Genomic DNA, 26,662 nt, shown 5'->3' with positions numbered 1-26,662 from the left:
CTTTACGACCACCGGAGGAAATCCATGATCCGCAATCCGATCCTGCCGGGTTTCAATCCCGATCCATCGATCTGCCGTGTCGGCGAGGACTATTATATCGCGACCTCCACATTCGAGTGGTATCCGGGCGTTCAGATCCACCACTCCCGCGACCTCGTGAACTGGACGCTCGTGCGGCGGCCTCTGGAGCGGAAAAGCCAGCTCGACATGCGCGGCAATCCCGACAGCTGCGGCGTCTGGGCACCGTGCCTTTCCTATGCGGACGGATTGTTCTGGTTGGTCTACACCGACGTGAAACGGTTCGACGGCAGCTTCAAGGACGCTCACAATTACATCGTGACCTCGCCGACAATCGAAGGCGACTGGTCGGATCCGATCTATGTCAATTCTTCCGGCTTCGATCCGTCGCTGTTCCACGATGACGATGGACGAAAGTGGTTCCTGAACATGCAATGGAACCACCGGACCGAAAGCTTCGGCGGCGCGCCGCAATCTCCCGCGTTCGACGGCATCCTCATGCAGGAATGGGACGCCGGGACGAAGACGTTGAAGGGCCCGATCAGCAACATCTTCCCGGGCAGTCCGCTCGGGCTCGTCGAGGGCCCGCATCTCTTCAAGCGCAATGGCTGGTACTATCTGACGACGGCAGAAGGCGGTACCGGCTATAACCACGCCGTGACGATGGCCCGGTCCAGGACGATCGGCGGCCCCTATGAGCTTCATCCCGATAACCATCTCATCACGTCCAAGGATGCACCGGAAGCTGTGCTGCAGCGGTCCGGACACGGGCAATATGTGGAGACGCCGCAAGGCGAGGTCTATCATACACATCTTTGCAGCCGACCGATCGAACCGCATCGCCGCTCACCTCTCGGGCGCGAGACGGCGTTGCAGAAATGCGTCTGGAAGGACGACTGGCTCTATCTCGAACATGGAGGCGTGGTTCCCGCCGTCGACGTCCCCGTAACGAACAGCGCGGCGGTGACGTCGGATACCGGTCGCGTAGCGCACCGATTCGACACGGCGGTGCTGCCGAGCGAATTCCAGTGGCTGCGCACGCCGGAGCCGGAGCGGATCTTCAGCCTGACGGAGCGCCCCGGACATCTGCGCCTGATCGGCCGGGAAAGCATTGGTTCCTGGTTCGAGCAGGCGCTGGTCGCCCGGCGGCAAGAGCACCATCGCTACCGCGCCGAGACGGTGGTCGATTTCTTACCCGATACGTACCAGCAGGTGGCAGGCCTTACCCACTACTACAATCGCCACAAGCTGCATGCGGTTGCCGTCACGCTGCACGAGAAGCTTGGCCGCGTCGTAACGGTACTGTCATGCCCCGGCGACTTCCCACATGCAAAGCTCGTCTGGCCAGCCGGAAGCGGCGTGCCGGTGCCGGACGGACCGGTACATCTTGCGATCGAAGTCGATGACAATGATCTCCAGTTCTTCTGGCGCGCCGGTGGAGCGAACGACTGGGAGCCGATCGGACCAAAGCTGGACGCCTCTGTCATCTCCGACGAGGGTGGTCGCGGTGAGCATGGCTCCTTCACCGGCGCATTCGTGGGCGTGTTCGCCTTCGATACCTCAGGTCGTGCGAAAGCCGCTGATTTCGACGACTTCGTATACGAGCCAATCGTATGAGAAGCTCCCGTAGCGCTTCACTTCCTGCGATAAGATATGACGCCAAGGCACTAGGATCATTACGTAAGTTTAATCTTGCATTCATATCGCGTTCATCGGTTGGGCTCTAATTCTCTCGTGTGTTCAATACGAGGAAACAACCATGAAGAAGTTCATCATTGCCATGCTCGCCGCTACCGTTCTGGTCGCTCCGATCGCCTCCACAGCGCAGGCGCAGGATTGGCGCAAGGGTCCGGAGCATCACCGCCCGGCCGGCAAGCATGTCGTCATCGAAAAGAAGAAAGTCGTCGTCACCAAGAAGCGCTGGGTGCGGGGTCATCGCATGTCGGCCGCTGAGCGCCGCCATATGGCGGAAGTCCGCGATTATCGCCGCTACCGCCTGTCGGCCCCGCCGCGCGGTCAGCGTTGGGTGAAGGTGGATAACGACTTCCTGCTCGTCGGCATCACCAGTGGCGTGATCGCAAGCATCATTTCCGGCCGATAAATTGAGTTGGGGGACGTCGAGTGTTCGACGTCCCCCACCTGTTTCTCTCAACACGCGGCACTGCAGGTCGCAGCACCGCGAATGTCTTGAAGATCAGGAAGCCTGCGAGAGGCAGGTCTTCAACGACGTTGCGAGACCACGCATCAGATCGAAGTAGAGATCCGGCCCCTCGGTCAGTGCGCCTGCTTCCGGATCAAGAACGCCGGAACGCGCCTTGCTTCCTTCCGTCACCACCTTCACCAGCTTTGGCTCGAACTGCGGCTCGGCGAACACGCAGGTGGCGCCAAGCTCCTCCACCTTCTGGTGGATTTCCTTCACGCGCTCGGCGCCGGGAATGGATTCCGGGCTCACCGTGATCGATCCCGCAACCTTCACGCCGTAGCGGTTCTCGAAATACTGATAGGCATCGTGGAATACGATGAAAGGCTTGTCCTTGACCGGCTCGAGCGTGGTCTTCAGTTCCGTGTCGAGCGCATCGAGCCGCTTCATCATATCAGCCCCGTTCGCCTGGTAGGTCGTGGCGTTTTCCGGGTCGGCCTGCACAAGCGCCTTTTCAATATCCTCCACCATCGCCTTGGCATTCATCGGGTCGAGCCACAGATGCACATCGTTGCCGTCATGGTCGTGATCGCCGTCATCTTCCGCGGCGGCGGCGTGATCCTCGCTGCCGTGGCTATGTCCGTGATCATGGCCTTCCTCTTCGGCTTCCGGCTCGAACACACCGCCCTCGCGGAACTTCAGTTTGGTCAGGCCCGGCGCGTCTTCCAGGCTTACCACGGCAGCCTTGGCGCCGAGCGCCTCAAGCGGCTTTTCCAAAAACGCTTCCATGCCATGGCCGACCCAGAAGATCAGGTCGGCTTTCTGCAGGGCCGACGCGTTGGATGGGCGCATGTTGTAGGTATGCGGGGAGGCCGCGCCCTCGACGATCAGCTTCGGCTCGCCCACGCCTTTCATGACCGAGGCGACCAGCGAATGGATCGGCTTGATCGAGACCACGACGCTGGGTGCATCGGCAAATGCGTTCGATGCGGTCATCAGGGCCGAGCATGAGAGGAGGAGGGTTGCGGCAAATTTCATCGGATAGCTCCTTGTGAAATGACGTAATGTTATTACATCAATTGCGTTATGCTATAACGTGTGCCATGAGGGTCTGCAAGAGGCCTGACAACAGGATTTTTAGACGACCATGCTGATGAGAAACCGGGCCGACCTGCCGCTTGGAGATCATGCAAAGGCCGCAGCGAAACTCGTATCGCTGTCGAATGCCGGCATTTTCCGGGATAATCGCTGGCTGGTGCGCGGCGTCGATCTGTCGATTGCCCGCGGCGAAGTGGTGACGCTGATCGGACCCAATGGCGCCGGCAAGTCGACGACCGCCAAGATGGCGATTGGTGTCCTGAAGGCAGACGAGGGTGCCGTTACCCGTAGCCGCGACCTGCGCATCGGCTATGTGCCGCAAAAGCTTTCGATCGACTGGACGATGCCGCTTTCGGTTCGTCGCCTGATGCGGCTGACGAGCTCGATTTCCGATCAGGATACGATCGCAGCGCTCGAAGCGACCGGCATCGCGCATCTGGCAGACGCCGAAGTCCGGCACCTGTCGGGCGGCGAATTCCAGCGCGCGCTGCTGGCCCGCGCCTTGGCACGCAAGCCGGACCTGCTGGTGCTGGACGAGCCGGTGCAGGGCGTCGATTTCGCTGGCGAGGCAGCGCTCTACGATCTGATCCGCAAGATCCGCACCACGACGGGTTGCGGCATCCTGATGATTTCGCATGATCTGCACATGGTGATGGCGGGGACCGACACGGTGATCTGCCTCAACGGTCATATCTGCTGCCGTGGCACGCCGGAAGTGGTCAGCCAGAGTTCTGACTATGCCAAGCTGTTTGGCGCCAATGGCCGTGCGCTCGCAGTCTATAGCCACAATCACGACCATACCCACCTGCCGGACGGCCGGGTCCAGCACCGCGACGGCTCGATCACGGATCATTGCCACCCCGAGGACGGCCACCATCACGAGCATCACGCCGGGCACGACCACGAGCATGGTGACCACAAGCACCATCACGATGGTGCTCACGACCATCACCACGATGGCGACCACGCCCACCATCATCACGGCGAGGGCAAGCCCCATGCTTGACGACTTCTTCACTCGCGCATTGATCGCCGGAGTCGGCGTGGCGCTGACAGCCGGACCGCTCGGCTGCTTCGTCGTGTGGCGGCGCATGGCCTATTTCGGCGACACGATGGCCCATTCGGCGCTGCTCGGCGTGGCGCTGTCGCTGTTTTTCGAGGTCAATCTTCTTCTGTCGGTGTTCGGCGTCGCCGTCCTCGTCTCCGGCCTGCTGCTCCTCCTTCAGCGTCGCCAGTCGCTGTCTGCGGATGCGCTGCTCGGAATCCTCTCCCATTCGGCTCTGGCGATCGGCCTTGTCCTCGTTGCCTTCATGACCTGGGTTCGGATCGATCTGATCGCCTTCCTGTTCGGCGACATCCTGGCGGTCACGCCATCCGATATTGCACTGATCTGGGGTGGCGGGATCGTCGTGATCGCAGCGCTCGCATTCCTCTGGCGCCCGCTGATCGCTTCGACGGTGAGTGAAGACGTGGCGGAAGCCGAAGGCATGCGGCCGGCTCAGGCAAAACTGTTCTTCATGCTTCTGATGGCGCTGGTCATCGCGATCGCCATGAAGATCGTCGGCATCATGCTGATCACCTCGCTGCTGATCATTCCTGCAGCGACCGCCAGACGCTTTTCGGCAAGCCCGGAATGGATGGCGGTATTCGCTTCGCTGATCGGTGCTGCAGCTGTCGTCGGCGGTCTATTCGGCTCTTTGACCTATGATACGCCGTCCGGCCCTTCCATCGTGGTGGCCGCACTCCTACTTTTCATCATGAGTTTGCTTCCCGCCTTCGGCCGCAAAACGAATGAGCGGGCAACCAATAAAGGAGTGCGCGGATGAACGCCCCGATCGTCAATCCGGCCCTGACCAAGAACCAGTCTCTGGTGTTTGAGGCACTTGACCGTGCCGATGGGCCGCTCAGCGCCTACACGATCCTCGACAAACTGCGCGACCACGGCTTCCGTGCACCGCTTCAGGTTTACCGTGCGCTCGACAAGCTGACAGAATTCGGCATGGTTCACCGGCTGGAAAGCCTCAATGCATTCGTGGCCTGCGCGCACCGAGAAAGCGCGTGCTGCGGCAAGGGGCACGGCCACGGCACGGTTGCCTTCGCAATCTGCGAAAGCTGCAGCCAGGTGCTGGAATTCCACGATCATGAGGTCGATCACCACCTCACGGATTGGGCATCCAGCAAGGGCTTCAAGCCGTCAAAGACGACGATCGAGATCCGCGGCATCTGCCAGAAATGCGCGGCATAGTCCGTTTGATCACAGCGCCCTGAGGTCCCGGGAAAACCGCTTCCAGTTCTCCACATAGCGCGCCGCAGATTGCCGCAGCCGCTCGACGGCGTCATCGTCGAGCGTACGGATCGCCTTGGCGGGCGAGCCGACGATCAGCGAATTGTCGGGGAAGTCCTTCCCCTCGGTCACAAGGGCATTGGCGCCCACCAGGCAATTGCGGCCGATCCTTGCGCCGTTCAGGATGGTCGCACCCATGCCAACAAGCGAATTGTCGCCAATGATGCAGCCATGCACGATCGCATGGTGGCCGATCGTACAGTCCGAGCCGATCACGACGGGGTAGGCGGGATCGGTATGCACCATCACGCCCTCCTGAATGTTCGACCGCGCACCGACAGTAATCGGCTCGTTGTCGCCGCGCAGCGTCACGCCGAACCAGATGCCGACATCCTCGCCCAGTTCCACCTTGCCGATTACGTTCGCATCCGGCGCGATCCAGAAGCGGTCGGGTGCGGGCAGTTTTGGCTGGAATTCGCCAAGCGCGTAGATCGGCATCTGTTGACCTCCGGTTCGTGCTTCAAACCACCGTGAGAGAGAGTTTGCCGACACCCTCGGCGCTGCAGGTGATCGTGTCGCCCTTGACGATCGGACCGACGCCGGCCGGCGTCCCGGTCATGATCACGTCTCCTGGTGCGAGCACGAAGAGCTTCGACAGTTCGGCGATGATTTCCGGCAGCTTCCAGATCATCTGGTTGAGGTTGCCGGACTGCTTGCGTTCGCCGTTGACCTCAAGCCAGATCGCACCTTCCTGCGGGTGCCCGATCTTGGCGGCCGGGACGAGTGCGGAGACGGGCGCCGAATGTTCGAACGCCTTTGCCGATTCCCACGGCCGGCTCATCTTCTTTGCCTTGTCCTGCACATCGCGCCGCGTGAAGTCGATGCCGATTCCGTAGCCATAGACCTTGGACAGGGCCTCTTCGACCGGAATGTCGGCGCCGCCATCGGAAAGCGCCATCACCAACTCGACTTCGAAATGCACATCGGAAGAGACTGGCGGGTATGGAAACGTCTCGCCATGATAGAGATTGTCGGCATTCTTCTGAAAGAAGAAGGGCGGCTCGCGTGACGGATCATGGCCCATTTCGATGGCGTGGTCGGCATAGTTGCGGCCGACGCAATAAACCCGGCGCACCGGAAACTGTTCGGTCTCGCCCTCGACATCAAGAAGCACGGGCTGCGGGGCAGGGATCACGGTAGCGCGCATCGAAAAAAATCCTCCGGTCATCAATATGCGTCCTTTGTCCACCAATTCGGCCGACAATCCTAGCCCGATTTCTGCACAGCCGTACGGCTGGCGTGAATTTTCGCTTTGCTATAAGGGAAAGCGCATTCGGCAAATATGCCGGCCATGCAACCGAACAAGGGCCGGCGTGTTGAGCTGGCGTCTCTCTAAAGACAGCACGAAAACGAAGGTTCTTCACCGATGACGAAACAGCCCAAACTCGAACATTCAGAATTCGCCGGTGAGTTCGAAGACGATGGCGTCACCGTGCTCGTCGATATCTATCGCCCGGCCGATACCAATGGCGACTGGACGCTCGAGGTCATCAGCCAGACGGAAGTCGTGACCAGCTGGGAAGAGACGTTCGCGACCGACAAGGACGCCTGGGAAGAATTCCTCGCCACCGCCGAACGCGATGGCATCAAAAGCTTCCTCGAAGAGGACGACGGACAGTCGGTTCACTGAACGGGCTGTCATGCTGGCAACCTGCCGGTTGAGGTCATTGACCGCAGTGGGAGCAGGGAACGTCGTTTCAGAGCGGATGAATGACTAGAGCGCGAGCACTTTCGTCAGCCACCTTCGACAGTCGCTTTCGTCAGCACCTGTTGCACGGCGCGCGCAAGATGATCACGCTCATAGGGCTTCTGGATGACGACCTCACTTTCCTTTCTGCGCGCGATCGCCAATTCGTTGCCGTAGCCGGTCGCGAAGATGAACGGCGTTCCGGCTTGCCCGAGCTTGGTCGCAAGATCGAAACTTGTGCCGCGACCGACATTGATGTCCAGCATAGCGAACTGGAAACTCTGCTTGGCAAGCAACTGTTCGGCTTCGGCAATAGTGGAGGCGAGGTGAACCTGAACCGCGCCCAGCTCGTACAGCATGTCCTCGGCCTCCAGTGCGATGAGCATGTTGTCCTCGACCAGCAGAACCTGCGCATCGTGCAGTAGTTGCTTTGGGGGGAGGCTGGTTGCTTTCAGGGTATCGGGCTCAATCATCGTCTGCGTCGGTGCCGGGTCTTCAGGCGCAATGATCACATAATTTAGCGGGATGAAGAAATCCGCTTCCAACCCGGCCAGCAGGAAGCGGACCTCTGCCGTTCCCTTCAGATCGAACGGAATCGTTTTCTCGACGATGACAGACCCAAACCCTCGCCGTGTCGGCGCAACCACGGCCGGGCCGCCGATTTCCTTCCATTTGATGTAAACGCCTTCGCCGTCGACCGAGTCGACGGTCACCTCTATGCGGCCGTTGGCCGAAAGCGCGCCATGCTTGCAGCTGTTGGTGACGAGTTCATGGACGACCAGCGCAATGGTCGACATCGCCTGTGGCTGGAGCAGTACGTTCGGCCCCTTCAAGGTAAATCGACCGCGTAAGCCGTCATGTGCCGCGATCTCATCCTGAAAGATGCCGGCGAGCGGCGCCGGGCCCCAGCTCTGGCGCGTGACGCGGTCATGGGCTCGTGCGAGCGCCTGCACCCGTCCGCCGAGCGATTCGACATAGCTCGCGACATCAACGGCTGTATGGCTTGTCTTCGTCATGAGACTGCGGATCAGCGCAAGGATGTTGCGGACGCGGTGATTGAGTTCGGCAATCAGCACTTCCTGACGTTCGGAAGCACGTCGTCTCTCGTCGCTGGCGCCGTCCGAATAGCGCAGGATGACTTCGATCAGTGCCTGTCTGATCGCTTCGCCGATGCGCTGATCGCGGTCGGAAAAAGGGTTGGACTTGCCGCGGACAAGTTCGGCGAATGCTGCAAAGCTTTTGCGGGGCGATATGCGTTCGCTATCGGTGCCTGCTTCCGCTGGCTTTGCAGGATTGCCACCCCACCTGATCTCGCTCAGCCGCTCGCGGCGGAACAGCAAGATATAGTCGCGCGGAACACGCGAGATGGGGATCGACAGCATGCCAGCGGCGCGGTCCGCTGTCTCGCTGCACGGCGCATGGACCGAAGCCAAGTTGTCGGTCGTGAACACCCGGCTCGGCGAGGCGGCGTTCAGATGATGGGCCAGAGAGATGACATTATGTTCCGACGGCGTGGCCCCGTGAAGATGAGCTTTGCCGCGACGGTAAATTGCGACACCATCGCAATCCAACATGTCGCGCGTCATGTCCTGCAGCCACTGAGCATCTTCCATCAACGATTCGTCACCAGCAATCATCGTAATGACGCGATCAGCCAAAGCACGTGCGCGATGCTCGTGCTCCTCGCTGCCGCGCCGCAGACGGCTCTCCAGCATCATCGAATACATCGCGCCGAACAGTTCCGATGCCGTCCGCATGATGAAGCTCGGCAGGCGCGGTCCATTGGCATGGCATGCGATAAGCCCCCACAGCTTTTCCTCGACGACGATCGAAATGGATAGGGAGGCACCAACCTCCATGTTGCGCAGATATTCGATATGGACGGGAGACACGGCGCGGCTGATCGACATCGACAGGTCAAGCGGTGGCGTGACCGCGTCCGCGGGAGGCAATAACGCCACGGTCGGTGCCGAGACGTCGGCTATGATGCGGAAAGGGTTGCGCAAGTACAATTCGCGCGCTTGGCGTGGGATGTCCGACGCGGGATAATGAAGCCCGAGGAAACTATCCACCCCGGCGCGGGTTGATTCCGCGATGACTTCGCCATGACCGTCTGTGTCGAACCGATAGATCATCACTCGATCAAAGCCGGTGATCGCCAGGACCTGTCGGACCGCATCTCTGTGGAATTTCTCGATTGAAGGAACTTTGGTCAGACGCGCAGCCATTGCGCGAACCATCGAAGCCGCCTCCAACCGTTCGGTCTTCTGTGTCCGTTCTCCTTCGACAATCAGAAGATCGCCCTGAAAATGGATCGACAGATCGACGTTGGGCAATCCCTGCACCAGCTTCACGTCGAAGATTCTCTCTCCTGTCGTTGACGCCAAAATCGCCATCCGGTTCCGGATGTCGTGGAGCGCCGTCTCACTGATCCACGTGTCGAAGCGCGTGCCCAGGAGTTTCTCCGGTTTGACGTTGAAGAATGTTTCGCAGTTCTCGGATACGCGAACGATCGTCCAGTCGTTCGACATCGCAACGAGGAACGCGAAGTTCTGGATCTCTTCGAGCCGCGTGATCGGCTCCCTATCGCAGACGATCAGACTGGCATCTGTGTACTCATAGCCCATTGGTGGCCCCCGCCATTTTGCCTAACGTTGCAGACGATATTTCAGCGGAGAGGTCCCCATCACCTCATGAAACGCCCTTCGAAACTGTGGTGTGCCCTTGTACCCGACTGCCCCGGCAATCGCGTCGATGGGCAGGTCAACCTGAGCAAGGAGCGTGACAGCTCGCGAGATGCGCCGCCGTTGAACAAACGAGTGTGGATTTTCCCCGGTCGTTGCCTTGAAGGCGCGGGAAAAATGAAAACGGCTGAGCCCGGCAACAGCGGCCAGCTCGGCCAGGCCGACTGTTGCCTGCAGATGCCCCTCCACGAAATCCGTGACCGCGGCGATCTGCCGGTCCGACAGACGCCCCTGCCTGTCGGCCATCACCCCGAAAACCTCAAGCGATGCCAGCAGGCAGACGCTCTCCGCGTGGAGCTCGTCCACATGAGGCGCCCTCAGAACCGCTTCAAGCTTCTTGAGTGTGGCGCGTAACTGTGGATCGCGGGAGTAGGCGAACGGCGCAGGATCCCGCTCGGAATATCTACCAGCCAGATCTTCACGGATCGCCTTTGGATCGAAATACATAGCGACAAATCGGTTGGTTCGTGGCTGAGGCTGGCACCAGCCCTCGATGCCGCAGCCTTTGGGCACGAAGGTGATCGTGTCGCGCAAGTCCTTTTTATGGAGCGTCGGAAGACCGTCCACGCGCAGCTCACCATCAGTGAGAGTGATGTCGTGCAATGCGAGATAGTGGTTCTCGCCACGGCTTCTGAAGTCATACGGTTCAGCACCGCTCAGCTCGACATACTCGGCCGAAATTCCGTTCAAGTCGAACGCCGCCCGTGCGACATGCGCCATGGCCGGCTCTGCAAAATCTATCTCAAGACCGCGAGAAGAACTCATATGCCTGACTAGCACGCATGTTGCTCGGATTAAACAAAATTTGCTACTGAAGGGTAGGGTTTGCACCTTGGTTGGCGACCGCTCACCTTCGATGGCATCTCGTCCGTCCAAAGTCGAATTCCCTGTAGAAGAGGCTTTCACCTCGAGACTCAGCCCATCTACGCTCCAGCCGGTTCCAATCCGCACCAACCTGGCGACAACGCATTTTTGCCGTTTGTCTTTCGCCAGGCTCAAAATCTTGTTATCCGTGCCGCCACGCACCGGAATAGTCGCTCGGAAACAATGCCAACGCATCCTCATAAAAAAGTCTTCGCTGTCGCACCCATGATCGACTGGACCGATCGTCACTGCCGTTTCCTGCACCGGCAGCTGTCGTCGCGCGCGCTTCTTTATACGGAGATGGTCGTCGCCGATGCGATCATCCATGGGCCGCGGGAGCGGCTCTTGTCCTATTCGCCGGCAGAACATCCTGTTGCCTTGCAGCTCGGCGGCTCGAATGCGGAAAAGCTGTCCGAGGCGATCCGGATCGCCGGTGATTACGGTTACGACGAGATCAACCTCAATGTCGGATGCCCCTCGGACCGGGTGCAGTCGGGGACATTCGGTGCCTGCCTGATGCGCGATCCTGCGCATGTTGCAGATCTCGTCACAGCCATGAAAAAGGTTTCACAGGCGCCTGTGACCGTCAAATGCCGCATCGGCGTTGATGATCAGGTGCCGGCCGACGTCCTGCCGGACTTTCTCGCGCGAATGATTGGTGCCGGTGCCGACGCGATCTGGATCCATGCCCGCAAGGCCTGGCTGCAGGGACTGTCGCCAAAACAAAATCGCGAGGTTCCTCCACTGGATTACGATCTCGTCCATCGGATGAAGCGTGAGAACCCGGATGTGTTCCTCGGGATCAACGGCGGTATTGCCGATCTTAAGCAAGCTGCTGAACACCTGGAGGTGATGGATGGCGTCATGCTCGGCCGCGCTGCCTATCACAACACCGGCTTGCTGGCGGGCGTCGATGCGCTTCTGGATGGAAGACTTGAGTATCCAGACCCTGACTGGCTGGCGCTGCGCGACGCGATGATCGCCTATGCGGATCAGGTTATCGCCTCCGGTGGCAGATTGCATCACGTGACGCGTCACATGGTTGGTCTGTTTCAGGGCTATCCCGGTGCGCGTCGGTTCCGCCAGATCCTGTCGTCAGAGGCGACGAAGCCTGGCGCTGGGACCGAAATCCTGACCGCTGCGTTCGCGGCAGTGGATTTGAGCTCCGGGCTCGAAAAGGCGGCTGGATAAGACTTTTGGGATCGATATCCCGTACCCAAGGCGCGTTCTTGGACACGTGCATGCCTACACTGTATATTATTATTTCCTTAAATATTAACACCTAATGTTTTGCTGACAAGTCGATGAAATTGTTCGTCGTGCGTTCTTGTGGTGGCATCCATGTTTCGAGTTCTCGAATGCGTCGTGGTTCAGCATGATCGAAGCACTGTTCTTCTCGCGGCCGGCATCTGCGTCGTCGGCATGCTCGCATTTTTTCTGATCCATAGACGGGCGATCGAGTGCAACGAACGTCGGCGGCGGATCTGGCTCCTTGTCGCCAGCGCTACGGGCGGGCTTTCCATCTGGTCGACGCATTTCGTGGCAATGCTCGCCTACCAGGGCACGATCGCGATCGAATTCGAGCGCGTCCTCACCCTTGTCTCGGCTCTGACTGCCGTCGCCGGCTTCTGGTTGGCGCTGCAGATTGCCGATCGATCGAAGACGGTTTCTTCGCTCGCAGCCGGCATGGTCGCCACGGTCACGGTCGCCGCCATGCACTTGATCGGCACCGAAGCGATCCGTGCCGCGGCAACGACCCGCTACGAAATAACGCCCATCCTGATCGGCTCTGTTGTCTCTTTCTCTCTCTTCACCGCGGCGTTCGCCTCCACGACGCTTCGAAGAAGCACCCTGCGCCTGATCTGTGCAGTCGCTGCCAGTGTTGCTGCCATTTGCATCCTGCATTTCACTGCAATGTCGGCGACCGAGCTGATCCCCGATCCGACGCTTCCAGAGGCCTCGCTCGACGGTGGCGGGCGGATCTGGCTGACTGGCGCGGTTTCGATCGTCATGAGTGTAATCGTGCTGACGACTGTTGCCGCGAGCTTCATCGACCGGTACCTGACGGATTTGCGTGGCTTCGCCAACGCGACGCTTGAAGGCCTCGCGGTGGTTCGCGATGGCCGCGTCATCGAGACCAATGCTCGCTTTGCCGAATTGCTGTTGCTGCGCGACCGAGACATCCTCGGCCGAGATCCCGACGATCTTCTGGCGGCAGCCGACGGTCTTCCGCTGACGGCTCAAAGGAATTCCGCAGTCGCTGCCACGCCGAAAGTGACGGATCGCGAGGTCTTTCTGGAGGTTGCCGTCCATACGATCGAGTATCGCGGTCGCTCCTGCCAGGTTCTGGCTGTCCGCGATCTGACCGAGAAGCGCATTGCGGAGCGCCGCATCGAACACATGGCCCGCCACGACGCTTTGACTGACCTTCCCAACCGTACGCTCTTCAACGATCGGCTCGACGGTGCCTTGAGGACGGCTGCACTTTCCGGCGATGTGCTGGCGGTGCTTGCCCTTGATCTCGACCGCTTCAAGGCCGTCAACGATGTGTTCGGCCATGCGGAAGGCGATCGTGTCCTGATCCGGGTCGCCGATATCCTGCGGCGCTGTGTCGGCCCGGCCGATACGCCGTCCCGCATCGGCGGCGACGAGTTCATCATCCTCCAGACAGCCGTCGAACAGCCGGCGGGCGCAAACCTGCTCGCCGAGCGTATCCTCGAAACCTTCCGCACCGAAATGAATGTTGCACTCGATCCCACCGCCGTCGGCGTCAGCATCGGCTGCGCGGTTTATCCGGACGACGGAGAAACGCCTGATGACTTGCGCAATGCGGCCGACATGGCCCTCTACAATGCGAAGTTCTCGGGACGTGGTACGGCAGCATTCTATTCCGCGGCAATGGACGCAGAGCTGCGCGAGCGGCGCGAGATCGAGAGCGAGTTGCGCTACGCCGTACTGCGCTCGCAACTCAGCATGGTATTCCAGCCACTCTTTGATGCCACAAGCGGCCTCTGCTCGGGCTATGAGGCCCTGATGCGGTGGAAGCATCCGCAATGGGGCAATGTCTCACCGAGCGTCTTCATTCCGGTTGCCGAGGAAACCGGCATCATCGTGCCGATCGGTGAATGGGCGATGCGCGAAGCCTGCAGGGTCGCCAGTACCTGGGATGACGGCCTGGCGGTAGCGGTCAACGTTTCGGCCATCCAGTTTCGCTTCCCGAACCTTGTCGACATGATTGCGTCGGCACTGGATGAGAGCGGCCTGGAGCCCCACCGGCTTGAACTCGAGATCACAGAGACCTCGCTGCTCAAGGATCGCGACACGACGCTCGCGACCTTGCTCCGGTTGAAGGCGCTGGGAGTCCATGTGGTGATGGATGACTTCGGCACCGGCTATTCGTCGCTCAGCAACCTGCACAGCTTCCCCTTTGACAAGATCAAGATCGACCGCAGTTTTATCAGCGAGATGGAGGAAAGCGACAGCGCCCGTGCCATCGTCAAAGCCATCATCGGTCTCGGCAAGAGCCTGGACTTGCCCGTCGTCGCGGAAGGCATCGAGACCTTCGGGCAGCACCGGATGGTGGTCGAAGACGGCTGCGAACAGCTGCAGGGTTTTCTCCTCGGCAAGCCGAAGAGCGAGGGTGAAGTGGAGATCCTCTCAGGAATTCGCAATCTTCCGACTTATCGCCGTCGAGGTTAAGGTGGGCGATCATACGGGCTGTTTCGTCAGCAACCCGCTGGCAAGGTGACGGAACGCTTCGACGGCTTTTTCCAACACGGCCGGCGGATCGTCGGCCGCAGCGATCCACAGTGCGGCGTTGAGTGCCGCACCGTTGATGAGACGTGCGGCGGCCTCCGCATCCATACTCTTGACCGTCCCTTCGGCGATGAGAGCGCTGATCGTATCCGCCGTGGTGCGCAGACAGGCGTTCTGATTGGGCCAACGCGATGGGTCGCCGAGGACAGCAGGACCATCCAGCAACATGATGCGCTGAATTTCCGGCTCCAGCGACATCTCGATATAGGCGACCGCCTCGGCAAGAAAGCCGTCCCAAAGTGTCCCGCCGGCGTGGTCTGCTGCAGCACGCATCCGCCGCAGCATCTCGGAATCGATCTGATCGATCACCGCTTGTAAAAGACCCTTCTTGTCTCCGAAATTATGGTAGAGCGCACCCCGCGTCAGGCCGGCGGACGCCGTGAAGTCGTCCATGGACGAGCTGGCATAGCCTTTCTCGGCGAAGGACTTGCGCGCCGCGCTGATCAGCTTGCCGCGCGTTTCTTCCATCATCGTCGTACGCTTGCTCGGCGCCATCGCTCACCCCCGGCTCGGATTCTTACAGCAGTTGACATACGCAACGTATCTGAGATACGCAGTTGCATACGGAGCGTATATCAAGATTGAAGTGGGCAGGGAAGGCTCCTGCAACGCCAAGGACGCAACAACCGATTGGAGACGAGCGATGATCGAACGAGAAGCAATTTTCCCCGCAGGCCGACAGGCCCTTTACGACATCAACAAATACTCAGCCGCGATAAGGTCGGGTGATCTTCTCTTCGTGTCCGGACAGGTTGGCAGCCGTGATGACGGAACGCCGGAACCGAATTTTGAAAAACAGGTTCAACTCGCGTTCGACAATCTGCGTGCGGTTCTCGCAGCGGCAGGCTGCGGGTTCGACGACATCATCGACGTCACCACGTTTCACACCGACCCTGAAAATCAGTTCGGGACGATTCAGGCAGTTCGCTTGGGCATAATGGGGGAAAAGCCGTACCCGAATTGGACAGCGGTTGGGGTAAACTGGCTCGCGGGGTTCGACTTCGAGATCAAAGTGATCGCTCGTATCCCGTAATCCCGAGCGGGCCGCGATTGCAGCACGGGCAGGCCAGTATCAGGCTACGGCGAGTTGCCGTAGCAAGCGCTTCAGTTCGACCGATTCCGGCAAAGGCTCGGGCGGTTCGGACTTGAGGTTGTTGCGATCATTCAGTTCAAACTGGTACCAGTTGAAAAGACCCGATGCGACAGTCTGAGCCTCCTCGCTCGACACGTCCACATGTCTCTCCTCGCACCAGGCTTCCAGGAATCTCTGAAGAAGTTCGAGATCATCCGAACCTAGCACGATCGCCGATGAGGCGTTGTCCTGACACATTCTACCCTCGCATCCTTGACAGGCACTCTCCTGATATCGGCATAGCCGAATGATCAGAAAAGACTGCGGGGCGTCTTTGAAAAGGCGACACCTGAGCGCTGCATCCCGGAGTATGCATGCGTCCCGCAGTGCAAGTTAACGCAGAACCAACGAATTGGTTCAATTCGGGAAAAGCAGTCGGGAGTAAAACGAAAGATTAGGAAGTCTTGACCGCGCGCTTGGTCTTCGTCGCCGATTTTTTTACAGGGGCGGGGGCATCAGCGGTCTGCTGGAGCCGCAGAGCACGTAGTTTTTCTGTCTTCTTTTCACGAGCAATAACTTCGGCGTCCAGGATGTCACGCACCACGGAGTTGGTCTGCTCCGATTTGGCTTGTGCCGACATTTTCGCGGGCTTGAAGAACTGGTCCTTGGTCGCTGTCATGCTTTCCTCCTGGAAACGGCCGATGTCTGCCGTGGACCGCGAGAATGGCATAGACTGCCATCCTGCGATTGGTTGCCTGGCTCTGGCTTGTGCTCAAAACCACGCTCATGTCGGAGCCTAGCGGGCGCGAGCTACGATGACTTTTTTCTTCGGAGCCGGAAGCAGGCCTTCGCGCTGCATCTGCTTGCGAGCAAGCTTGCGCGCGCGACGGATCGCATCTGCTTTTTCACGGGCACGCTTCTCGGAAGGCTTTTCGTAAGCGCTACGAGCCTTCATTTCGCGGAAGATACCTTCGCGCTGCATCTTCTTCTTCAGGACGCGGAGAGCCTGATCAACGTTGTTATCTCTGACGAGTACCTGCAAAATATCTCCTTACGCGGCGAACCGCTATCTCTTGAAATTTGTCGGACGCGGGTTGATCGGGAAGCGATCTCACATCCGCTCTCTTTTCACCCGTTCGAAGTTAAACCGTCTAGCACAGTAAAACCTCAGAATGGGCGAAAAAACAAAAGGCCGGGAGATGAACCCCGACCTTCCACCATCATCGCCGCCTTCGTGCCAGTACATCCGTGGTCACGCGGGGCAATGACAAAACCTTAAGCAGCGCGCAGGTTGTCTGCGGAGCTCTTGCCAGAACGCTTGTCCTGGACGATTTCGTAGCTGATCTTCTGACCTTCGTTCAGGCCATTCATGCCAGCGCGCTCAACAGCGGAGATGTGAACAAACACATCCTGGCTGCCGTTGTCAGGCTGAATGAAACCAAAACCCTTGGTGCTGTTGAACCACTTTACAGTGCCGGTATCCATAACGATTTCCTTTCAATCGTAGTAAGTTGCCAACCCTGAAATACGGGGTCGGGGGTAGATCGACGTTGAGAGGAAATCAGAAAGAGCTCCAAGTTTTCCGGGAGCTGCGGACGAGTCGCTAGCAAAGTTCGATGAAACTCAAAATAGAGAATAATTGCACTTAAACAAGGGCTGCGCGAAAATATATCCCGGAGAGGCCCAAAGCCCGGGCCTCTCCGGTATTCGTGTTACTCCGCGGCCTCCGCGTAGTCCTCAAGTGGCGGGCAGGTGCAGAGCAGATTGCGGTCGCCATAGACATTGTCGACGCGGTTGACCGGCGACCAGTATTTGTCGACACGGAAAGCGCCCGGCGGGTAGCAGGCCTGTTCGCGGCTATAAGGACGATCCCATTCGCCGACCAGGTCTTCCACCGTGTGCGGAGCGTTCTTCAGCGGGTTGTTGACCCTGTCCATGCGACCGTCTTCGATCGCACGAGCCTCTTCGCGGACTGCCAGCATCGCATCGCAGAACCGGTCGATCTCAGCCTTCGTTTCCGATTCCGTCGGTTCGATCATCAGCGTACCGGCAACCGGCCAGCTCATCGTCGGGGCGTGAAAGCCGCAGTCGATCAGGCGTTTTGCAACATCGTCGACAGAGACGCCGGCCGAGGCGTTGAGCGGGCGGGTGTCGATGATGCACTCATGCGCGACGCGTCCGCTTGCGGACTTGTAGAGCACATCGTAGGCGCCCTTGAGCCGGGCTGCGATATAGTTGGCGTTGAGGATCGCAACCTTCGTCGCCTGCGTGAGCCCTTCGCCGCCCATCATCAGGCAGTAGGACCAGGAGATCGGCAGGATCGAGGGAGAGCCGAACGGCGCCGCCGAAACCGCACCTTCGCTGCCGAGTTCTCCAGCCCATTGCGGGTGACCGGGCAGGTGGCTTGCCAGGTGCGCCTTGACGCCGATCGGCCCCATGCCGGGACCGCCGCCGCCATGCGGAATGCAGAACGTCTTGTGCAGGTTGAGATGCGAAACGTCGGAGCCAATGTCACCCGGGCGGGACAATCCGACCATTGCGTTCATATTGGCACCGTCGAGATAGACCTGGCCGCCATTGGCATGGGTGATCTCGCAGATCTCCTTCACCGTCTCCTCGAACACGCCGTGTGTCGAAGGATAGGTGATCATGCAGCAGGACAGATTTGCCGCATGCTGCTGTGCCTTGGCACGGAAGTCTTCGAGATCGATATCGCCGTTCTCGAGCACTTTCACGACCACGACCTTCATGCCGACCATCTGGGCCGAGGCAGGATTGGTGCCGTGCGCGGAGGTGGGGATGAGGCAGACGTCGCGATGGGTATCGCCATTGGCGATGTGATAGTTGCGGATCGTTAGCAGGCCCGCATACTCGCCCTGAGCACCGGAATTCGGCTGCATCGAGAAGGCATCGTAACCGGTTATCTGGCAAAGCTTTGCCGACAGATCGTCGATCATTTCCTTGTAGCCGAGTGCCTGGTCGACCGGCACGAACGGATGGATGTCGGAAAACTCCGGCCAGGTGATCGGCAGCATTTCAGCCGTCGCGTTCAGCTTCATCGTGCAGGAGCCGAGCGGGATCATCGCGCGGTCCAGCGCCAGGTCGCGGTCCGACAGGCGGCGGATGTAGCGGGTCATCTCGCTTTCGGCGCGGTTCATGTGGAAGATCGGATGGGTCATGTAATCCGATTTTCTGAGAAGCGCGTTGGGCAGGCGGTATTCGACCGGGAAGTCCGACACCTTGAACTCACCGCCGAATGCGCGCCAGACGGCCTCGAGCGTGACAGGGCGGGTGCGTTCGTCGAGCGACATGCCAATCCTGGTTTCACCGACCTTGCGCAGGTTGACGCCTTCAGAAACGGCCGCCCGCATGATCACACCCTGCATGTGGCCGACCTCGACAGTGAACGTGTCGAAGAACGTATCGGGTTCGATCGTGTAACCGAGCTTTTCCAGGCCCTTGGCCATCAGCACGGCCTTTTTGTGCACCGCTTGGGCAATCGCCTTCAGGCCTTCCGGGCCGTGGAAGACGCCGTACATCGAGGCCATGACAGCGAGCAGAACCTGCGCGGTGCAGATGTTCGACGTGGCCTTCTCGCGGCGGATATGCTGTTCGCGGGTCTGCAGCGACAGGCGGTAGGCACGATTGCCGCGGGCATCGACGGAGACGCCGACGAGGCGGCCGGGCATGGCGCGCTTGTGCGCATCCTTGACCGACATATAGGCCGCGTGCGGGCCGCCGTAACCGACAGGCACGCCAAACCGCTGCGACGAGCCGATCGCGATATCCGCACCCATTTCGCCGGGCGATTTCAGAAGCGTCAGCGCCAGAAGATCGGCCGCCATAGCAGCGACCGCACCGGTCTGGTGCAGGCGGGAAATCAGGCCGGAGAAATCACGGACTTCACCATTGGTGCCGGGATACTGGAAGATCGCTCCGAACACGTCGACCGGGTCGAGATCGGTCATCGGATCACCGACGATCACGCTCCAGCCGAGCGGCGCTGCACGTGTCTCGATCAACGCGATCGTCTGCGGATGACAGGCGTGATCGACGAAGAAGGCGGTTGCCTTCGATTTCGCCTGGCGCTGGCATAGCGCCATGGCTTCGGCAGCCGCCGTCGCTTCATCGAGCAGCGAGGCATTGGCGACGTCGAGGCCGGTCAGGTCGCAGATCATCGTCTGGAAGTTCAGGAGCGCTTCGAGGCGGCCTTGGGAGATTTCCGGCTGGTAGGGCGTGTATGCCGTGTACCAGGCTGGGTTCTCCAGAATGTTGCGCTGGATGACCGGCGGCGTCACGGTGCCGTAATAGCCCTGTCCGATCAGCGTGGTCAGCACCTGGTTCTTGTTGGCGGTCTCGCGCAGCTTGTCGAGCGCTTCGCGTTCGGTCAGCGCCGCACCCCAGGTCAGTGGGTTCTGCTGGCGGATGGAGGCGGGGACCGTGGCATCGATCAGCGCGTCGAGCGACTTGTAGCCGATCACGGCAAGCATATCGCTCATCTCCGTCGGGGACGGACCGATATGGCGACGGTTGGCGAAATCGTAAGGATCGTAGTCGGTGAAGTGGAAGTCGGTCGAGTCGCTCATCCGATCAGTTCCTTGTAGGCAGCTTCGTCCATCAGCGCGTCGGCGTCGGCTACATTCTTGAGCTTCAGCTTGAAGAACCAGCCGGCAGCCTGCGGATCGGAATTGACCAGCGACGGGTCGTCGACGATCGCCTGATTGACTTCGGTGACTTCGCCGTCGAGCGGAGAATAGACGTCGGAGGCTGCCTTGACGCTTTCGACGGTTGCGGCATTGCCGTCCTTCACCAGCTCGGCACCGACTTCCGGCAGTTCGACAAACACGAGATCACCGAGCTGCTCGGCAGCATGGGTGGTGATGCCGACGGTGGCAACGCCGTCTTCGAGTTTCAGCCATTCGTGTTCGGCGGTGAATTTCAGCATGGGAATGTCCTCTTAAGGAAAGCGTGAATGGGGATGACGTGGGGGGGGAGGCCGGGGATGGGGCCAAGCCGCCCGCGCGTGTTTATCGCTTGTAGGTCGGCGTGATGAACGGCAGCGCGGCCACCGTCATCGGCAGGTATTTTCCGCGCACTTCGGCAAAGACCTGCGTACCTGCAACTGCATGGCTGACGGGAACGTAACCCATGGCAACCGGACCTTCGACCGTCGGGCCGAATGTACCAGAGGTGACTTCGCCGAGTTCCTTGAGCCCGTCCGCATCGGCAAACAGTTTGGCATGCGAACGCACCGGCGCCTTGCCTTCCGGCTTCAGGCCGACGCGGCGGCGGCTGGTACCGTCTGCCAGTTCGCCAAGGATGCGGTCAGCTCCCGGAAACCCGCCTTCGCGGTCACCGCCGGCCTTGCGGGCCTTCTGCAATGCCCATTCGAGCGATGCCTCGATCGGCGACGTCGTAGTGTCGATGTCGTTTCCATAAAGACACAGACCGGCTTCAAGCCGCAGGCTGTCACGGGCGCCGAGGCCGATGGCTTCGCAATCCGGGTGTTCGAGCAATGCCTTGGCAACGGCGACGGCATGGTCCTGCGGGATCGAGATCTCGAAACCGTCCTCGCCGGAATAACCGGAGCGCGAGATGATGCAAGCAACGTCGTGCAGCGGCACTTCGCGGACATCCATGAACTTCATTGAGGAGACGCCAGCCCAGAGCTCGGCCAGAACAGCTTCGGCACGTGGACCTTGGAGGGCGATCAACGCGCGGTCGTCGAGCAGGGTGACGTCGCAGTCCGGAAGGTGCGCCTTCATGTGCGCAAGGTCGGCATCCTTGCAGGCGGCGTTGACGACGACGAGAAGATGGTCGCCGCGATTGGTGATCATCAGGTCGTCGAGAATGCAGCCATTGTCGTCGGTGAAGAACCCGTAACGCTGACGGCCTTCCTTCAGCGACAGGATGTCGACCGGAACGAGCTTTTCCAGCGCAAGTGCTGCATCTGCATAGTCGCCGGACTTCGCTCTGACGATGACCTGGCCCATGTGGGAGACATCGAACAGGCCTGCGGCAGCACGCGTATGGAGGTGCTCCTTCATCACGCCGAGCGGATATTGCACCGGCATGTCGTAGCCCGCGAACGGCACCATCTTCGCACCAAGCGAAAGATGCAGCGCGTTGAGCGGTGTGGTCTTGAGAACTGAGTGATCGTCCAAAAAGGCGCCTCCAGGTTTTGGCGCTCGCTGAGTAAAATCAGCTCACACGCCGGCTCTGATCAGGGCGCGGTTACGCGCCTGTTTCGAGCCCCCTCTGTCCTTTTCGCCTGAGATTGTTATCCCTTCGGCGAGCCCCCGATGACGGTTGCTACTCTCCAGAGTTCCGGTTGGTCGCCCGTGGTCCTTTTGCCTGAGAGTTTCCGGGGCGGTTGCTCCTTCGGCACCGCATCGAAGCGGCTTCTCCCAACGGGTATGAGGTTCATTATCGAGGAGGCGACAGGTTTGACAAGGGGAGAATGTCGTCGTGACCAAGATTTTTGTCGCACACCATAGAGTTAGGCATCGCGACTGAGTGCCAAGGTTCAAGCTTTCCGGACGTTCAGGAATCTGCTCTACCCGTCGTCTTGAAAGACGATGGGAGGCGTTGTCATGAAATTTCTTGCGACTCTGGCGCTGTTTGCAGCGACACTTGGTGCGGCGGCAGATCAATCCTATGCCCAGGCGGGAGATGCCGGTTCCGGGAATGGTGGCATGCACATGCACGGATCGTCCGATCCGGCGGCCACATCGGGCGCCACAGTTCAACTCGGTTTGCTCGAGATTTCCGGCGGTTATGTGCGTGCCATGCTTCCCGGCCAGCCGGTCGGCGGTGGCTATCTCGTGATCCGCAACACGGGCAGCGAAGACGATAGACTCGTCTCTGCCTCATCGCCTCTGTCGCCTGCCGTGGAGATCCACGAAATGTCGATGCAGGGCGAGATCATGAAGATGCGCCGTCTCGAAGGCGGCATTGCGGTCCCAGCCGGCCAGACCGTCGAGTTGAAGCCCAGTGGACTGCATCTGATGTTCACCAAAGTCGCGACTCCTTTCAAGCAGGGCGACAGCGTGCCCCTGAAGCTGACCTTCGAGAAGTCCGGCAGTCTCGATCTCACGCTCCCGGTCCAGGGTTTCCGTCCTGCCAACCAGCATAACTGATCACGCGGGATGTGATCTCAGGCGTAATATCTCGTTTAGCTCCGCCATCTATTCTACCGATGGGTTGGCTTTGTGGGGACGAAGATCGTGGATATTTCCAGTGCACCGGAACCGGACGCCGGCATTTACCGACGCCTCAACACACTTGCGGAAATCGACACGGTCGCCGACGCCTGGCGGGCCCTTGAAAGCCGGTGTGAAGACCGGCTGACCTATTTTCAGAGTTTCGATTGGTGCCGCGGCTGGGTCGCAGCCTTTGCCGGCGACGGCTCCGCGTTCGAATTCCGGATCGAGACTGTGTGGCGCAACGGCAGTCTCGTCGCAGTCTGGCCTTTGATGGTTCAGACCGTCAGCGGCATAAGGGTGTTGGAAAACCTCGGCGCACCCCACTCGCAATACTGCAATCTCCTGTGCGACGACGCCCATCTTGCCGGATTGCTGATGGGCAAGTTGCTCACCCGTATCGAGATGATGCCCGATTGTGATGTCGCGGTCTTTCACCCCGTTCCGCATCAATCCTCGCTGGGACTTCTGCTTCGCTCACAGCCGACGATCCGAGGCTACGGCGGAAGCAGCGCCGTGCTCGATCTCACGCAGTTTGCCGATTCGGACGCATACCGCTCGCACGGCGGCAAATTGAAGAAGCGCAATCGCAACCGTCGGCGCAACCATCTGGCGCGGCTCGGCGAACTCACCTTCGAGATGATCTGGCCCTCCGATCAAAGGTTTGCCGAATACGTTCGCGAATGTGCGGCGATGAAGCGGGTTTGGCTGCGCGAGACCGGGAGAAGCAGCAGCGGTTTTTCCTTCGATGGCCTGGACGATTTCCTGGCGAGCCTGACGGGTGATGCCGCGTTGCTAGAGGGTGCGTGCCTTTCGATCCTGCGGGCCGGCGATGTCACGGTGGCGATGGAGCTCGGCTTCGTGCGGGCAGGGCACTACTATGCCTATCTCGGAAGCTTCGACTGGAGCCTGCGGCATCTCTCCGCCGGCAAGGTGCAGATGGAAATGACAGTCTGCTGGCTGATCGACAACGGGATCAAGACCTACGATCTTCTCGGCGGCGATGGCGCCTACAAACAATCCTGGGCAAACCAGAAACTGTTGCTGAACGGCTATAGCCTGCCCTTCTCGTGGAAAGGGCGCCTCTACGCGCAGGCTTGGCTTCCGGTCATCCGTCCATTCGCCAAGCGGGTATATTTCACAATACCGGAAAGCTGGCGCCGCTTCGTCAGCGGCATTCAGGGCGTCGGACTTCTCGTTCTCGGCATCTGAGGGTCACTCTTCCGTGTCACGATAGGCGGCTTCGGCCATCTGCAGCGATGCCTGCTGCTGCGGAGGCTGCTGGCCGGCATCGAGGAAATCGAGAGACAGGCTGGTCGCAAGCGTCATCGCCCCGGTGACCGTCGGATCGGTCGCACTCTGATCACGCGCAGAAGCGCGTTCGGCGACACGTTTGGCCTCACCAATTCTCGCTTTGACGGACAGTTGCGGCGGCGTTCTTAACGTCTCTATGGCGAGCGCTGCCATGCTTGCCGAAATTGTCGTCACCTGAACCATAGCAACCGCCTTCAACCCATTCGGCACATATGTAATATGCGCCGAGTTTGCCGCGATTTAACCGAAATCCCGGCATTTTAACGGTAGGCACGATTTAGGACTTTTCTGGATATCTCGATGATCAATATCATACTTGTCGCACTGGGCGGCGCATTCGGTTCCGTCGCCCGCTACCTCGTGGGCGTCTGGACGCTGCGCCGGTTCGGGCCGAACTTTCCCTGGGGAACGCTGACCGTCAACATCGTCGGCTGTTTCGCAATCGGTTTGATAAGCGAGGTGATTGCCCGGCGCCTCAACGCCTCGCCTGAGATGCGTCTCCTGCTGGTGACTGGATTTCTCGGCGGCTTCACGACGTTTTCGGCCTTTTCGCTGGATGTCATCTCGCTGTTCGAGCGCGGCGCGACCGTGGCGGGGGCAAGTTATGTGATCGCAAGCGTCGGCGTGTCGCTGTGTGCGGTCTTTGCCGGGCTGGCGCTCGGGCGGGCAATGCTCTAAAGGGCAGGACTGATCACAGATAAGATGAAAGAGCTTTGATGGCAGGCATCGAGCATATCCGCGTCGAGGCGGACGAGGCAGGCATGCGCCTCGACCGTTGGTTCAAGATCCATTTCCCGGGTCTCGGCTTCGGCCCTCTACAGAAACTACTGCGCTCCGGACAGGTGCGCATCGACGGTGGCCGTGTGAAAAGCGACACGCGCGTCGAGCCCGGCCAGATGGTCCGCATTCCCCCGATGGATACCGACGCGAAGAACAGCGGGCCGATCGCGGGCAAGGATCTGAAGCACGCCGGCGACTACGAGCTTTTGCAGCGGATGATGCTGCATGAAGACGACAAGGTCTTCGTTCTCAACAAGCCGGCGGGTCTGGCTGTGCAGGGCGGATCCGGCGTGACCCGCCATATCGACCAGATGATGGATGCCTTCACCAACAAGAGAGGCGAAAAACCGCGTCTCGTCCACCGGATCGACCGCGACACATCAGGCGTCCTGGTTGTTGCCCGAACCCGCGGTGCTGCACAGAAGCTGACCGCGGCATTCCGCGAGCGCGATACCAAAAAAACCTACTGGGCGCTGGTCAAGGGCGTTCCGCGCAAGCGCGAGGACAAGATCTCCAACTGGCTGGTCAAGGAACAGACGCCCGACGGCGACCGTATGCGGATCGCGAGACATGGCGAGGAGGGCGCCGATCACGCGGTCTCCTACTACCGCGTTCTGGAAACCGCCGCGCAGACGATGGCGTGGCTAGAGATGGAGCCCTATACCGGCCGTACGCACCAGCTGCGTGTCCATGCGCTGCATCTCGGTCACCAGATCATCGGCGATCCGAAATATTTCGACGACGACCACAACTGGCCGTTCCCGGGCGGCATCCAGAAAAAGCTGCATCTGCACGCGCGCCACATCGACATCCCGCATCCGGATGGCGGTCGTCTGCGGGTCACGGCTCCGCTGCCGCCGCACATGGTGCAGTCCTGGAACCTTCTGGGCTTCGACATGGAGAACGGTCGGCGGGAGGACCAGGAATGAAGCTTGTCCTGTTCGATTGCGACGGCACGCTGGTCGACAGCGCCGAACTGATCCACGAGACGATGCTGCGCACCTTCCGTCACTTCGGCAAGGCTGAACCCACATTGGCGCAGACGAAGTCGATCATCGGCCTGACGCTCGACATCGCGATCGCCCGCATCGACGGCAAGCCGCATGCCGATGAAGAAGCCGTCGAGATGATGGCCTACTACAAGTCGCTCTTTTCCGTGGTGCGCCAGGATCTCGATTTCCGCGAGCCTTTGTTCGATGGCATAAAGGACCTGATCGAGACGATCGGACCGCGAGACGACCTGTTGATCGGCGCTGTCACCGGCAAATCCCGTCGCGGCCTCGACATGATCATGAACACGCACGGCTATGCAGACCATTTCGTCGTCAGCCGCACGGCAGATGATTGCCCGTCCAAACCCCATCCGGCGATGGTCACCGAATGCTGCGACGCGACGGGCGTGTCGCCCGAAGACACTCTTGTCATTGGCGATGCGATCTACGACATGCAGATGGCAAAGGCGGCCGGTGCAACGGCAATCGGTGTTTCCTGGGGATACGCCTCGGTTGGCGAGCTTCAGAAGGCCGGAGCCGACCACATCGTCCATCATCCAAGCGAATTGCTGCCGTTGATCGGCTGAGGGT

The 26,662-nt window shown here is 60.0% G+C and carries 28 protein-coding genes and 2 riboswitches; of the genes, 14 read left to right on the top strand and 14 right to left on the bottom strand.

Annotated elements, in window-relative coordinates; translation table 11 throughout:
• Positions 1-24 precede the first annotated feature (24 nt).
• The gene (locus AC0JZ8_RS14450; protein ID WP_471892797.1) at positions 25-1,635 is read left to right on the top strand and encodes a glycoside hydrolase family 43 protein; all 1,611 of its coding nucleotides are present in this window, start codon (positions 25-27) and stop codon (positions 1,633-1,635) included.
• Positions 1,636-1,777: 142 nt separating this feature from the next.
• Positions 1,778-2,119 (top strand): RcnB family protein, encoded by a 342-nt coding sequence (locus AC0JZ8_RS14445; protein WP_062457117.1) that lies wholly within the window; start codon positions 1,778-1,780, stop codon positions 2,117-2,119.
• Positions 2,120-2,212: 93 nt separating this feature from the next.
• Here AC0JZ8_RS14445 and AC0JZ8_RS14440 read toward each other — a convergent pair whose 3' ends face one another.
• Positions 2,213-3,196 (bottom strand): zinc ABC transporter substrate-binding protein, encoded by a 984-nt coding sequence (locus AC0JZ8_RS14440; RefSeq protein WP_092662264.1) that lies wholly within the window; start codon positions 3,194-3,196, stop codon positions 2,213-2,215.
• Between the two features lie 115 nt (positions 3,197-3,311).
• On the opposite strand from AC0JZ8_RS14440, the gene AC0JZ8_RS14435 reads away from it, so the two are divergent.
• Genes AC0JZ8_RS14435 through AC0JZ8_RS14425 form a run of 3 tightly spaced genes read left to right on the top strand, consistent with a single transcriptional unit; the run spans position 3,312 to position 5,501 of the window.
• A complete protein-coding gene (locus AC0JZ8_RS14435; protein ID WP_425503224.1) occupies positions 3,312-4,262 on the top strand; it encodes an ATP-binding cassette domain-containing protein in 951 nt (316 codons plus the stop codon).
• Positions 4,255-5,082, top strand: a complete 828-nt coding sequence (gene znuB / locus AC0JZ8_RS14430; protein WP_184655048.1) for a zinc ABC transporter permease subunit ZnuB — start codon at positions 4,255-4,257, stop codon at positions 5,080-5,082. Before AC0JZ8_RS14435 ends, znuB begins: the two co-directional genes overlap by 8 nt.
• Positions 5,079-5,501, top strand: coding sequence for a Fur family transcriptional regulator (locus tag AC0JZ8_RS14425; protein WP_471892796.1), 423 nt, complete (start codon positions 5,079-5,081; stop codon positions 5,499-5,501). The genes znuB and AC0JZ8_RS14425 overlap by 4 nt, the downstream gene beginning before the upstream one ends.
• Before the next feature lie 9 nt (positions 5,502-5,510).
• On the opposite strand, the gene AC0JZ8_RS14420 is transcribed toward AC0JZ8_RS14425, so the two are convergent.
• Positions 5,511-6,038, bottom strand: a complete 528-nt coding sequence (locus AC0JZ8_RS14420) for a gamma carbonic anhydrase family protein (RefSeq protein WP_062580633.1) — start codon at positions 6,036-6,038, stop codon at positions 5,511-5,513.
• A 22-nt stretch (positions 6,039-6,060) separates the two neighbouring features.
• Positions 6,061-6,747, bottom strand: coding sequence for a fumarylacetoacetate hydrolase family protein (locus AC0JZ8_RS14415; protein ID WP_471892795.1), 687 nt, complete (start codon positions 6,745-6,747; stop codon positions 6,061-6,063).
• Between the two features lie 219 nt (positions 6,748-6,966).
• On the opposite strand from AC0JZ8_RS14415, the gene AC0JZ8_RS14410 reads away from it, so the two are divergent.
• Positions 6,967-7,230: a hypothetical protein gene (locus AC0JZ8_RS14410; RefSeq protein WP_062457099.1), complete on the top strand. Its 264-nt coding sequence runs from the start codon at positions 6,967-6,969 to the stop codon at positions 7,228-7,230.
• Positions 7,231-7,334: 104 nt separating this feature from the next.
• On the opposite strand, the gene AC0JZ8_RS14405 is transcribed toward AC0JZ8_RS14410, so the two are convergent.
• Positions 7,335-9,914 (bottom strand): HWE histidine kinase domain-containing protein, encoded by a 2,580-nt coding sequence (locus AC0JZ8_RS14405; RefSeq protein ID WP_471892794.1) that lies wholly within the window; start codon positions 9,912-9,914, stop codon positions 7,335-7,337.
• 21 nt (positions 9,915-9,935) lie between these two features.
• Positions 9,936-11,144: a helix-turn-helix domain-containing protein gene (locus tag AC0JZ8_RS14400; RefSeq protein ID WP_471892793.1), complete on the bottom strand. Its 1,209-nt coding sequence runs from the start codon at positions 11,142-11,144 to the stop codon at positions 9,936-9,938.
• Between AC0JZ8_RS14400 and dusA the strand changes: the two genes are divergently transcribed.
• Together dusA and AC0JZ8_RS14390 are read left to right on the top strand one after the other, a co-directional pair.
• Positions 11,121-12,086, top strand: a complete 966-nt coding sequence (gene dusA, locus AC0JZ8_RS14395) for a tRNA dihydrouridine(20/20a) synthase DusA (RefSeq protein WP_471892792.1) — start codon at positions 11,121-11,123, stop codon at positions 12,084-12,086. The genes AC0JZ8_RS14400 and dusA overlap by 24 nt on opposite strands.
• A gap of 150 nt (positions 12,087-12,236) precedes the next feature.
• A complete protein-coding gene (locus tag AC0JZ8_RS14390) occupies positions 12,237-14,594 on the top strand; it encodes a bifunctional diguanylate cyclase/phosphodiesterase (RefSeq protein ID WP_471892791.1) in 2,358 nt (785 codons plus the stop codon).
• Between the two features lie 9 nt (positions 14,595-14,603).
• On the opposite strand, the gene AC0JZ8_RS14385 is transcribed toward AC0JZ8_RS14390, so the two are convergent.
• Positions 14,604-15,206 carry a TetR/AcrR family transcriptional regulator gene (locus AC0JZ8_RS14385; RefSeq protein WP_471892790.1) on the bottom strand — a complete coding sequence of 201 codons (603 nt, stop codon included), beginning with the start codon at positions 15,204-15,206 and terminating at the stop codon, positions 14,604-14,606.
• Between the two features lie 148 nt (positions 15,207-15,354).
• Here AC0JZ8_RS14385 and AC0JZ8_RS14380 point away from each other — a divergent pair, with 148 nt between their 5' ends.
• The gene (locus AC0JZ8_RS14380) at positions 15,355-15,744 is read left to right on the top strand and encodes a RidA family protein (protein WP_471892789.1); all 390 of its coding nucleotides are present in this window, start codon (positions 15,355-15,357) and stop codon (positions 15,742-15,744) included.
• A gap of 39 nt (positions 15,745-15,783) precedes the next feature.
• On the opposite strand, the gene AC0JZ8_RS14375 is transcribed toward AC0JZ8_RS14380, so the two are convergent.
• The 7 genes from AC0JZ8_RS14375 to gcvT form a co-directional block, all read right to left on the bottom strand.
• A complete protein-coding gene (locus AC0JZ8_RS14375) occupies positions 15,784-16,041 on the bottom strand; it encodes a hypothetical protein (RefSeq protein WP_062457086.1) in 258 nt (85 codons plus the stop codon).
• A gap of 196 nt (positions 16,042-16,237) precedes the next feature.
• The gene (locus tag AC0JZ8_RS14370; RefSeq protein WP_471892788.1) at positions 16,238-16,462 is read right to left on the bottom strand and encodes a hypothetical protein; all 225 of its coding nucleotides are present in this window, start codon (positions 16,460-16,462) and stop codon (positions 16,238-16,240) included.
• Between the two features lie 117 nt (positions 16,463-16,579).
• A complete protein-coding gene (gene rpsU, locus AC0JZ8_RS14365) occupies positions 16,580-16,825 on the bottom strand; it encodes a 30S ribosomal protein S21 (protein ID WP_062457083.1) in 246 nt (81 codons plus the stop codon).
• Positions 16,826-17,058: 233 nt separating this feature from the next.
• Positions 17,059-17,268, bottom strand: a complete 210-nt coding sequence (locus AC0JZ8_RS14360) for a cold-shock protein (RefSeq protein ID WP_062457081.1) — start codon at positions 17,266-17,268, stop codon at positions 17,059-17,061.
• 227 nt (positions 17,269-17,495) lie between these two features.
• The gene (gene gcvP, locus AC0JZ8_RS14355; protein WP_471892787.1) at positions 17,496-20,369 is read right to left on the bottom strand and encodes an aminomethyl-transferring glycine dehydrogenase; all 2,874 of its coding nucleotides are present in this window, start codon (positions 20,367-20,369) and stop codon (positions 17,496-17,498) included.
• On the bottom strand, positions 20,366-20,728 hold the full coding sequence (gcvH, locus tag AC0JZ8_RS14350; RefSeq protein ID WP_062580646.1) for a glycine cleavage system protein GcvH: 363 nt from the start codon (positions 20,726-20,728) through the stop codon (positions 20,366-20,368). The genes gcvP and gcvH overlap by 4 nt, the downstream gene beginning before the upstream one ends.
• An 82-nt stretch (positions 20,729-20,810) precedes the next feature.
• A complete protein-coding gene (gene gcvT / locus AC0JZ8_RS14345) occupies positions 20,811-21,947 on the bottom strand; it encodes a glycine cleavage system aminomethyltransferase GcvT (RefSeq protein WP_471892786.1) in 1,137 nt (378 codons plus the stop codon).
• 84 nt (positions 21,948-22,031) lie between these two features.
• Positions 22,032-22,116, bottom strand: a riboswitch (glycine riboswitch).
• Positions 22,117-22,203: riboswitch (glycine riboswitch) on the bottom strand.
• A 173-nt stretch (positions 22,204-22,376) separates the two neighbouring features.
• Between gcvT and AC0JZ8_RS14340 the strand changes: the two genes are divergently transcribed.
• Both AC0JZ8_RS14340 and AC0JZ8_RS14335 read left to right on the top strand, forming a co-directional pair.
• Positions 22,377-22,922, top strand: coding sequence for a copper chaperone PCu(A)C (locus tag AC0JZ8_RS14340; RefSeq protein ID WP_471892785.1), 546 nt, complete (start codon positions 22,377-22,379; stop codon positions 22,920-22,922).
• Positions 22,923-23,009: 87 nt separating this feature from the next.
• Positions 23,010-24,197: a GNAT family N-acetyltransferase gene (locus AC0JZ8_RS14335; RefSeq protein ID WP_471892784.1), complete on the top strand. Its 1,188-nt coding sequence runs from the start codon at positions 23,010-23,012 to the stop codon at positions 24,195-24,197.
• 3 nt (positions 24,198-24,200) lie between these two features.
• On the opposite strand, the gene AC0JZ8_RS14330 is transcribed toward AC0JZ8_RS14335, so the two are convergent.
• Complete coding sequence (locus tag AC0JZ8_RS14330) at positions 24,201-24,482, bottom strand: hypothetical protein (RefSeq protein WP_062457067.1); 282 nt, start codon at positions 24,480-24,482, stop codon at positions 24,201-24,203.
• Positions 24,483-24,599: 117 nt separating this feature from the next.
• Here AC0JZ8_RS14330 and crcB point away from each other — a divergent pair, with 117 nt between their 5' ends.
• The 3 genes from crcB to AC0JZ8_RS14315 are packed head-to-tail and all read left to right on the top strand — an operon-like array spanning position 24,600 to position 26,658.
• Entirely contained in the window at positions 24,600-24,977 is a 378-nt protein-coding gene (crcB, locus tag AC0JZ8_RS14325) for a fluoride efflux transporter CrcB (protein ID WP_184655025.1), read from the top strand.
• A 38-nt stretch (positions 24,978-25,015) separates the two neighbouring features.
• A complete protein-coding gene (locus AC0JZ8_RS14320) occupies positions 25,016-26,008 on the top strand; it encodes an RluA family pseudouridine synthase (RefSeq protein ID WP_062457061.1) in 993 nt (330 codons plus the stop codon).
• Positions 26,005-26,658: an HAD-IA family hydrolase gene (locus AC0JZ8_RS14315; protein ID WP_062457059.1), complete on the top strand. Its 654-nt coding sequence runs from the start codon at positions 26,005-26,007 to the stop codon at positions 26,656-26,658. The genes AC0JZ8_RS14320 and AC0JZ8_RS14315 overlap by 4 nt, the downstream gene beginning before the upstream one ends.
• The last annotated feature ends 4 nt before the right edge of the window (positions 26,659-26,662 follow it).

The sequence above is a fragment of the Velazquezella soli genome, assembly GCF_977018685.1.
Note: the sequence above shows the minus strand (reverse complement) of the source record. Positions and strands in the feature narration are given on the sequence as shown.

Excerpts from the sequence above, each read along its gene's own strand:
- AC0JZ8_RS14450 (WP_471892797.1), top strand. The coding sequence starts at position 25 with ATGATCCGCAATCCGATCCTGCCGGGTTTCAATCCCGATCCATCGATC.
- AC0JZ8_RS14445 (WP_062457117.1), top strand. The coding sequence starts at position 1,778 with ATGAAGAAGTTCATCATTGCCATGCTCGCCGCTACCGTTCTGGTCGCT.
- AC0JZ8_RS14440 (WP_092662264.1), bottom strand. The coding sequence starts at position 3,196 with ATGAAATTTGCCGCAACCCTCCTCCTCTCATGCTCGGCCCTGATGACC.
- AC0JZ8_RS14435 (WP_425503224.1), top strand. The coding sequence starts at position 3,312 with ATGAGAAACCGGGCCGACCTGCCGCTTGGAGATCATGCAAAGGCCGCA.
- znuB (WP_184655048.1), top strand. The coding sequence starts at position 4,255 with ATGCTTGACGACTTCTTCACTCGCGCATTGATCGCCGGAGTCGGCGTG.
- AC0JZ8_RS14425 (WP_471892796.1), top strand. The coding sequence starts at position 5,079 with ATGAACGCCCCGATCGTCAATCCGGCCCTGACCAAGAACCAGTCTCTG.
- AC0JZ8_RS14420 (WP_062580633.1), bottom strand. The coding sequence starts at position 6,038 with ATGCCGATCTACGCGCTTGGCGAATTCCAGCCAAAACTGCCCGCACCC.
- AC0JZ8_RS14415 (WP_471892795.1), bottom strand. The coding sequence starts at position 6,747 with ATGCGCGCTACCGTGATCCCTGCCCCGCAGCCCGTGCTTCTTGATGTC.
- AC0JZ8_RS14410 (WP_062457099.1), top strand. The coding sequence starts at position 6,967 with ATGACGAAACAGCCCAAACTCGAACATTCAGAATTCGCCGGTGAGTTC.
- AC0JZ8_RS14405 (WP_471892794.1), bottom strand. The coding sequence starts at position 9,914 with ATGGGCTATGAGTACACAGATGCCAGTCTGATCGTCTGCGATAGGGAG.
- dusA (WP_471892792.1), top strand. The coding sequence starts at position 11,121 with ATGATCGACTGGACCGATCGTCACTGCCGTTTCCTGCACCGGCAGCTG.
- AC0JZ8_RS14390 (WP_471892791.1), top strand. The coding sequence starts at position 12,237 with ATGTTTCGAGTTCTCGAATGCGTCGTGGTTCAGCATGATCGAAGCACT.
- AC0JZ8_RS14385 (WP_471892790.1), bottom strand. The coding sequence starts at position 15,206 with ATGGCGCCGAGCAAGCGTACGACGATGATGGAAGAAACGCGCGGCAAG.
- AC0JZ8_RS14380 (WP_471892789.1), top strand. The coding sequence starts at position 15,355 with ATGATCGAACGAGAAGCAATTTTCCCCGCAGGCCGACAGGCCCTTTAC.
- AC0JZ8_RS14375 (WP_062457086.1), bottom strand. The coding sequence starts at position 16,041 with ATGTGTCAGGACAACGCCTCATCGGCGATCGTGCTAGGTTCGGATGAT.
- AC0JZ8_RS14370 (WP_471892788.1), bottom strand. The coding sequence starts at position 16,462 with ATGACAGCGACCAAGGACCAGTTCTTCAAGCCCGCGAAAATGTCGGCA.
- AC0JZ8_RS14360 (WP_062457081.1), bottom strand. The coding sequence starts at position 17,268 with ATGGATACCGGCACTGTAAAGTGGTTCAACAGCACCAAGGGTTTTGGT.
- gcvP (WP_471892787.1), bottom strand. The coding sequence starts at position 20,369 with ATGAGCGACTCGACCGACTTCCACTTCACCGACTACGATCCTTACGAT.
- gcvH (WP_062580646.1), bottom strand. The coding sequence starts at position 20,728 with ATGCTGAAATTCACCGCCGAACACGAATGGCTGAAACTCGAAGACGGC.
- AC0JZ8_RS14340 (WP_471892785.1), top strand. The coding sequence starts at position 22,377 with ATGAAATTTCTTGCGACTCTGGCGCTGTTTGCAGCGACACTTGGTGCG.
- AC0JZ8_RS14330 (WP_062457067.1), bottom strand. The coding sequence starts at position 24,482 with ATGGTTCAGGTGACGACAATTTCGGCAAGCATGGCAGCGCTCGCCATA.
- crcB (WP_184655025.1), top strand. The coding sequence starts at position 24,600 with ATGATCAATATCATACTTGTCGCACTGGGCGGCGCATTCGGTTCCGTC.
- AC0JZ8_RS14320 (WP_062457061.1), top strand. The coding sequence starts at position 25,016 with ATGGCAGGCATCGAGCATATCCGCGTCGAGGCGGACGAGGCAGGCATG.
- AC0JZ8_RS14315 (WP_062457059.1), top strand. The coding sequence starts at position 26,005 with ATGAAGCTTGTCCTGTTCGATTGCGACGGCACGCTGGTCGACAGCGCC.